Below are 5,354 nucleotides of genomic sequence, written 5' to 3' on the forward strand. Positions count from 1 at the left end.
GAACAGGAAGGCCATAGCCGATTTGGCAATGCGGGCCATCTGAGGAAATTCATCGGGAGTAATGCCGTAATCGGACATCTTCAGATCAGCTACGCCACAGTCTTTCTGCAGCCGCAGCAGGGCTGTGATGAAATCCTTCGGTTCTGTTGCTTCGGTCATACCCAGAGCCTGAGCCAGGCGGATGAAACGGCCGTCACAGACGTGATGTTCAATAAAATAGGTGAAATAAGCTTCGCTGAGCATGATCAGGCCGGCGCCATGGGGAAGTTCCTGATGGAAGGCACTGAGGGAATGTTCCATGGAATGTTCGCTTACGGTGGAGCATACGACCATTTCCAGGCCACCCAGATAGCTGCCGAATGCCACTTTTTCGCGGGCTGTCAGATTTTTTCCATCCGCAACGGCAATGGGAAGATACTGGCTGATGGCCTCAATCGCCGTAAGGGCGATCATTTCACTCATAAGGCTGGATTTATTGGCAATGTATCCTTCGATATTGTGGAACAGGGCATCGAATCCCTGATAGGCGGTGAAACGGGGAGGTACGGATGCCATGAGTTCCGGATCGATAATGGCGAGCTGCGGGAAGAGCTGGGGCCCTTTAATCGGCGTTTTTTCTTTTGTTTCCTGATTGGTAATGACGCCACCCATGTCGGTTTCTGATCCCGTGCCTGCCGTAGTTGTAATGGCAATGATGGGAAGCGGAGTTTTTTTGATAGGCATTCCCTTGCCGGTACCGTTGGTAATGTAATCCCAGACGTCACCGCCATTCGTTGCCACGACGGCAATGCCCTTGGAGGCGTCGATGACACTGCCGCCACCGAGGGCGACGAGAAAGTCAGCACCGGAAGCAGCTGCCATTTGTCCGCCTGCCGTTACGGTCTGGCGCAATGGATTGGCTTCAATCTTATCATAGAGGACCGTTTCTACGCCGGCCTGACGGAGTTGTTCTTCCGTGCGGGCCAGATAGCCATTGACCTTTACGGATTTGCCATTGGATACGATAATCATGGCTTTTTTGCCGGGCATAGGCTGTGCATGGAGCTCATTGAGCTGGCCACAGCCAAAGAGAACGCGCGTAGGTACATGCAGATTAAACATAGAATCACCCTCGATAGATAATGTAGTATTTTTTTGTCCCTCTCCAGGGAGAATTGCTTACCATTCTAGTATTTAGTATACCATAAAACAGGCGCTCCGTTATGTGAAAATCAGCCGGATCTGTATTATTTATGTATTTCCTGTGTATGGGAACGGATAGCCTGCACCCCCTCCCGGCTGTGTATCTGTTTCATCGTGCGGTAAATCCCGGTGATATAGATGGCGACGGCTATCCAGGCGAATATAAAGGCGACCAGCATCGGCCGTGTCATGACTTCACCGCTCAGCAGGCCGATTACCAGAGTGATGCTGGGTGAGCAGTACATGAGGATGCCAGAGACGGTGATAGGAACGCCTTTGACGCCGGCTGTAAAGAGCATCATGGGAATGGCCGTGACAATGCCCGTTGCCGGAAGCAGAAGCCACTGTAGGCCGTGAAATGTCCCGATAGCCCCTGTACCGTGCATTTCACTGAAACAGATGAATAACAGGGACAGCGGTACCATGGAGAACGATTCAATAAAAACGGAAACCTGACTGTCGAGGACGATTTTTTTCTTCAGGAGACTGTACGATGCCCAGGACAGGCAGATGATGAATGACAAATAGGGGACCTGGCCGTATAAGCAGAATGCCAGCACCAGGCCGGAAGCCGCCAGGAACATGGATAATTTCTGCATCAGACTGATGGTTTCATGAAAAATCAGGCCGCCAAAAAAGATGACCACAATGGGATTGATGAAATAAGCCAGACTTGCCTGGAGGATGAAGCCACGGGTCATGGCGTAGATAAACGCCCCCCAGTTGATGGTAACGAGCAGGCAGGCACCGGCTATATACGGCCATTGCTTCCGCTGATGGCAAAGCCCTGTCAGATTGGACAGGAGATGCTTGTGCATGATCAGGATAAAGCAAAGGACGGAGGACCAGACGATGCGTGATGCCAGTGTATACAGGGGAGATAGATCGCGCAGCAGAATCCAGAATGCCGGCAGGACTCCCCAGATGACCTGACTGAGCATGAAGTATATGTAGTAGACGTTGATGCCTTTTATCATGGGACAGGGCTCCTTTTTTTGAGATATGTGACATTGTATCATAAATAGAAGTATAAATATACTCATCCGCAGGGGAAATCATAAATCATGAAAAAAAGCAAGGGAAATGCGGGAATTCTAATTTACTTTTAATAAAACCGTTTTTTTCTAATGTAGAGCTCATCGTATTTTCAGGTAATGTTAATCTTCCGTTGGTATCATATATGGGAAAGGAATGGATAAAGGAGACAGGTTATTATGAGTGATCCGGAAAAAGAACTGGGGAAGGCGGGAGAAGAGCGGGCTGCCCTTTACCTGAAGCGCCAGTGCGGATATCGTATCCTGCAACGCAATTACCGGACCCGGCTGGGGGAAATCGATATTATTGCCCGCGATTGCGATACGATTGTGTTCGTTGAAGTGAAGACGAGGCGTTCCTTGTGTTACGGATATCCGGCAGAGGCCGTAGCACAGCATAAACAGTTTAAATTAAAAATAACGGCCCAGTCCTATATGGCACGGTACCGGTTATGGGATGTGCCGTGCCGGTTTGATGTCATCGAAGTCATGCCGGGTCCGGGAGGGGCGCTGCGGCTTCATCATATCCGGCATGCGTTCTGGCCGGGGATGTGAGGGTATTCCTATGTTTGCAAGTGTATATGGAGCGACGACGCTGGGACTCATGGGCAACATTATTACCGTAGAAACGGATATCGCCAACGGACTTCCCGGATTTGAAATCGTCGGAATGGCAGCGACATCTGTCAAAGAATCGAAAGAGCGGGTCCGTTCGGCTATGAAAAACAGCGGGTATGAATTCCCTATGCGGCGGATTACCATGAATCTGGCGCCGGCTGAGCTCAAAAAAGACAGTACCGGACTGGATATAGCCATTGCTGTCGGCATCATGGTGTCCAGTGGGCAGATACAGGCAGAAAAAACGGCAGGCTGCCTGTTTATCGGGGAATTATCTCTGGATGGACATATCCGGCCCGTAAAGGGACTTCTTTCGATGATTCTGAAAGGAGCTTCTGCCGGGTTTCATACGGTTTTTATCAGTGAAGAAAATGCGGCGGAAGCTTTGTTGTGCCGTAAAATGACGGTCTATGCAGTCCGCACATTGCGCGATGTCATACAGCATCTGAACGATATAGAACGGCTGGAAGTGGTCGTATCGTCCGATGACCAGCAGGAAATAAGGCCGGAATATACCATTGACTTTTCCGAGGTACAGGGACAATTCCTGGCCAAACGGGCGTTAGAAATTGCTGCCGCCGGCGGGCATAACGTACTCATGATCGGACCTCCGGGGGCCGGCAAGACCATGCTGGCCAAACGTCTGCCGACCATACTGCCGCCTATGAATACGGAAGAATCACTGGAAGTGACGAAAATTTACTCCGTAGCGGGACTGTTCCATCAGAACCGTATGATTACAGAACGGCCATTCCGCAGCCCTCATCACACGATTTCTGTCAACGGCCTCATCGGTGGCGGCACGATTCCGCGGCCGGGAGAGGTTACACTGGCTCATAATGGCGTCCTATTTCTGGATGAACTGCCGGAGTTTCCCCGCTCCGTACTGGAAGTTATGCGTCAGCCCCTGGAAGATGGCGTCGTGCACATCGCCCGCGTCCACGCTTCCCTGACCTATCCGGCCCAATATATGCTCATAGCCGCCATGAATCCCTGTCCCTGCGGCAATTACGGGTCTGACCAGCTTTGTACCTGTACGCCTGGGGAAATCCGCCGTTATGTGCGGAAAATTTCCGGGCCGTTGCTGGACCGGATTGATCTGCATGTCCGCGTCGAGCGGCCCTTATACCGTGAACTCGTGTCCGATGAGGCACAGGAAGGGTCCGGTGTAATCCGGGAGCGCGTCCTGGCGGCCAGGGAACGGCAGGTAGAGCGACTGCGGCCATTTGGTATGTTCTGCAACGCCCACATGGGACACCGGGCAATCCGGGAAACGTGCTGTGTGACGGAACAGGCCAGAAGGCTTCTGCAGGAGGTATTTGATAAATTTAAACTCAGTGCGCGCAGTTACGACCGGATCATCAAGGTATCCCGTACGATAGCTGACTTGGGAGAAAGCGATGAAATAGGGCAGGAGCATGTAGCCGAAGCGCTGAGTTATAGAAATAAACTGCAAAGGATGTGACGCCAGTGGAAACGGCGAACCTCATGGAAGAACGCCGGTATATGGCAGCATGGCAATCGATAAAAGGCCTGGGAGCAAGGCGCATACGGAATATTATTTCTCACTTTGGCAGTGCGCAGAAAGCCGGCTACATCAACACTTCCCGCAACCACTTTGACTGGGATGAGCAGGAACGGCTGCTCCGTTCACGACAGGTACATCTGGTGACCTTTCAGGAGAAAGCATATCCGGAACTGCTCAGGCAGACATACAATGCGCCAGCCGTCCTGTTTTATCAGGGGATACTGCCACAGAATAATAAAACAGCAGCTCTCGTCGGAGCCCGCAAGGCTACTCCGTATGGTCTGAATGCTGCCCATACCCTGTCGGAGCAATTAGCCCGGCAGGGCGTTTTTGTTATCAGCGGGGGAGCCAGAGGCATTGATACGCGGGCCCATACAGGTGCACTCCGAGGTGGAGGCAGGACAATTGCCGTCGTTGCCAATGGCCTGGACCGGACGTATCCTCCGGAAAACCGGCGCCTGTTCCAGGAAATCTGCGATGCCGGCGGTGCCGTTGTCAGTGAGTTTTCCTTCGGCGTGGAGCCGCTGGCATGTAATTTTCCAGCCCGCAACCGGATCATTGCCGGGATGGCCCGCTGTGTCATCGTCGTCGAAGCGGCAGCGCGGAGCGGAGCATTAATTACGGCCGATTTCGCTCTGGAAGAAGGACGGGACGTCTTTGCTGTGCCGGGCAGTATTTTTTCTACCATGAGTCAGGGAACTCATGCGCTTTTGCGGAACGGAGCCATTATCCTGACCGGTGCAGCTGATGTACTGGAGGAATACGGCTGGCAGCATGTGGAATCAGAGAAAGGCAAGTCTGTCTGTACCTTTGTCTGTACCTTGTCTGATGCGGAGCGGAAGATCTATGAGGCACTTCAGGAATCGCAGGCCCTGCCTGTGGAGCAGCTGGTCATACAGACCGGTCTTGCTGCGTCAGATATCAGCTGTATATTGCTTAACCTGATGCTGCACAACCTGGTGGAAGAAATCCTGCCGGGACTGTATGTTCGC

At 52.2% G+C, this 5,354-nt stretch carries 5 protein-coding genes; 3 read left to right on the plus strand and 2 right to left on the minus strand.

What is annotated here, in order from left to right:
* Together DBO31_RS08985 and rarD are read right to left on the minus strand one after the other, a co-directional pair.
* The coding region (locus tag DBO31_RS08985; RefSeq protein ID WP_234995453.1) for an iron-containing alcohol dehydrogenase at positions 1–1,101 on the minus strand (1,101 nt) is incomplete at its 3' end.
* Between the two features lie 125 nt (positions 1,102–1,226).
* On the minus strand, positions 1,227–2,159 hold the full coding sequence (gene rarD, locus DBO31_RS08990; RefSeq protein ID WP_234995454.1) for an EamA family transporter RarD: 933 nt from the start codon (positions 2,157–2,159) through the stop codon (positions 1,227–1,229).
* 237 nt (positions 2,160–2,396) lie between these two features.
* Between rarD and DBO31_RS08995 the strand changes: the two genes are divergently transcribed.
* The 3 genes from DBO31_RS08995 to dprA form a co-directional block, all read left to right on the plus strand.
* Entirely contained in the window at positions 2,397–2,771 is a 375-nt protein-coding gene (locus DBO31_RS08995) for a YraN family protein (RefSeq protein ID WP_059075312.1), read from the plus strand.
* A 10-nt stretch (positions 2,772–2,781) separates the two neighbouring features.
* Positions 2,782–4,299: a YifB family Mg chelatase-like AAA ATPase gene (locus DBO31_RS09000; protein ID WP_150824986.1), complete on the plus strand. Its 1,518-nt coding sequence runs from the start codon at positions 2,782–2,784 to the stop codon at positions 4,297–4,299.
* A gap of 5 nt (positions 4,300–4,304) precedes the next feature.
* A partial coding sequence (dprA, locus tag DBO31_RS09005; protein WP_234995455.1) for a DNA-processing protein DprA occupies positions 4,305–5,354 on the plus strand: 1,050 nt, incomplete at its 3' end.

Origin of the sequence: Megasphaera sp. DJF_B143 (assembly GCF_900320625.1) — a bacterium.
GTDB lineage: Bacteria > Bacillota > Negativicutes > Veillonellales > Megasphaeraceae > Megasphaera > Megasphaera hexanoica.